General features: G+C 42.4%; 3 protein-coding genes. All 3 read left to right on the forward strand.

The window, feature by feature from the left end; genetic code table 11:
* Positions 1–112: 112 nt before the first annotated feature.
* The gene (locus GRP75_RS24555) at positions 113–1,027 is read left to right on the forward strand and encodes an ABC transporter permease (RefSeq protein WP_160790627.1); all 915 of its coding nucleotides are present in this window, start codon (positions 113–115) and stop codon (positions 1,025–1,027) included.
* Positions 1,028–1,040: 13 nt separating this feature from the next.
* A complete protein-coding gene (locus tag GRP75_RS24560; protein ID WP_023988798.1) occupies positions 1,041–1,934 on the forward strand; it encodes a carbohydrate ABC transporter permease in 894 nt (297 codons plus the stop codon).
* Between the two features lie 64 nt (positions 1,935–1,998).
* Positions 1,999–2,369, forward strand: a 371-nt coding sequence (locus tag GRP75_RS24565) for an alpha-amylase family glycosyl hydrolase (RefSeq protein ID WP_237449175.1), incomplete at its 3' end; no start/stop codon positions are given.

The raw sequence follows: 2,369 nt of genomic DNA on the forward strand, positions 1-2,369 counted from the left end.
GGGACCAGGTAATTCAGGAAATTGAAGACGAGGCTGCATCCGAAAAATAAACAATCATGAACTGCTAGAAGGGCTGCGATAAGCAGCCTTTCTTCAGGAAAGGGGTCCATCCATGAAACAGGGAAATGATAGAGCAAAAGTTCGGTTGGGCACGGGTGCCATGTATCATTTGATGATGCTTCCGGGAATTTTGTTTTTAATGGTATTCAGCTATGTTCCGATGGTCGGTGTCATTACGGCGTTTCAGGATTATATACCAGCCAAGGGGATGTTTGGCTCCAAATTTGTAGGGCTGAAGCATTTTATTTATATGTTTAAGCTGCCGGACATCGCACAGGTTTTTAGTAATACGTTGGTGATTGCCATTGCCAAGATTCTATTGGGAACAATGATGGCTATCATTTTTTCCATTTTGTTAAATGAGATCCGCATCAAATTCGTTAAAAAATCCGTACAGACAATTGTTTATCTGCCACACTTTCTATCCTGGGTAGTTCTAGCATCCGTGGTTGTTAACATGTTCAGTTTGGATGGAATTGTGAATCAAATTTTGGCTTTTTTCGGTCTGGAGAATATTAATTTTCTCGGCAGCAACACCTGGTTCCAGCCGCTGATTATTGGGACAGACGTGTGGAAGGAGTTCGGTTACAGTTCCATCGTCTATTTGGCTGCAATTACTTCGATTGATCCGGGTCTGTATGAAGCGGCAGGAATGGATGGAGCCAGCTGGTGGAGAAAAGTATGGCATATTACATTGCCAGGTATGTTGCCTATTATCCTGCTCATGGGAGTGATGAGTCTGACCAATATTTTGAGTGCCGGCTTCGATCAAATTTATAATCTGTATAATCCGGTTGTCTATGAGTCGGGAGATATACTGGATACTTATGTATATCGGATTGGACTCGTTGGGCGACAGTATAGCTTCGGTACGGCTGTTGGCCTGTTCAAGTCAGTGATCGGTATTGTTTTGCTATTGTCCGCCAACCATTTGGCCAAGAAATACACCGACCGAAAAATATTCTAAGGAGGCAAAGCCTATGTCATATTCTGTAAGCCTAAAAGATCGAATTGGCCGGTTTGTCATCAATGCCATCGTCATATTGCTGGCATTGATCTGCCTTCTTCCGTTATGGAATATCGTTGCGATTTCATTCAGCAGCAGCGAGGCCGTGTCAGCTAATGCTGTAGGTCTCGTACCGGTCAATTTTACAACAGCAGCGTATACGAAAATTATCGATGATGCTCAGTTCTGGCGTTCCTTTGGCATATCTGTTCTACGTGTTGTGCTCACACTTATTCTCAACATGATTCTTATTATTTTAATGGCATACCCGCTCTCCAAGTCGAAAAGGGAATTTAGGGGCAGAAACATTTATATGAATGTTATGATTTTTGCCATGTTGTTCAGCGGCGGGATGATCCCGAGTTATCTACTGATCAAAAACCTCGATATGCTTAATACAATTTGGTCGCTTGTTCTACCGGGAGCTGTCCCTATATTCAGTGTCATCCTTGTCATGAACTTCTTCTCTGCTGTACCTAAGGCGCTAGAAGAAGCAGCATTCATCGATGGGGCGAATCCGCTCCAGGTTCTGTTCAAAGTATATGTTCCCGTGTCCATCCCTGCGCTGGCGACGGTAGCACTATTCAGTATCGTGGGAACGTGGAATGATTTCTTTAGCGGTTTGATCTATATGACCCAAGTCAGCAATTATCCGCTAATGACTTATATTCAGTCCCTTAACGTGAATATTGCCGAACTTCTTCAATCCGGCACCAACTCAGCACAACTCAGCAACCTGACTGAAATTTCAAACAAAAATCTAAATGCGGCCAAAATCGTAGTCGCTGTCATCCCGCTACTGCTGATTTATCCGCTGCTTCAAAAATATTTTGTGACTGGAATTGTTGTAGGATCGGTAAAAGAGTAATTGTATGATGTGACTTGATTAAGATAAAAACACTATGCGTCTATTGGAAAGGTTGTAATGAACAATGGAAAATAAAAATTGGTGGAAAGAAATCGTTGTATACCAGATATATCCACGGAGCTTTCAAGATAGTAATGGTGATGGAATCGGCGATTTGAAAGGAATTGTTTCCCGTCTGGACTATTTGCAGCAACTCGGTGTCGGTGCGATTTGGCTATCACCAGTTTGTAAATCCCCTCAGGATGATTTCGGTTATGATATTTCGGACTATCGGGATATTGATCCGATGCTCGGGTCTTTGGATGATATGGGAATGTTAATTCATGAAGCTGGGAAACGTGACATTCGAATCATAATGGATTTGGTGTTGAACCATACTTCCGAAGAGCATCCATGGTTTCAAGAAGCAAAAAAAGTAAAGAAAATCCGTACCAT

The organism is Paenibacillus sp. OT2-17, from assembly GCF_009827695.1.
In the GTDB taxonomy this organism is placed as follows: domain Bacteria; phylum Bacillota; class Bacilli; order Paenibacillales; family Paenibacillaceae; genus Paenibacillus; species Paenibacillus polymyxa_B.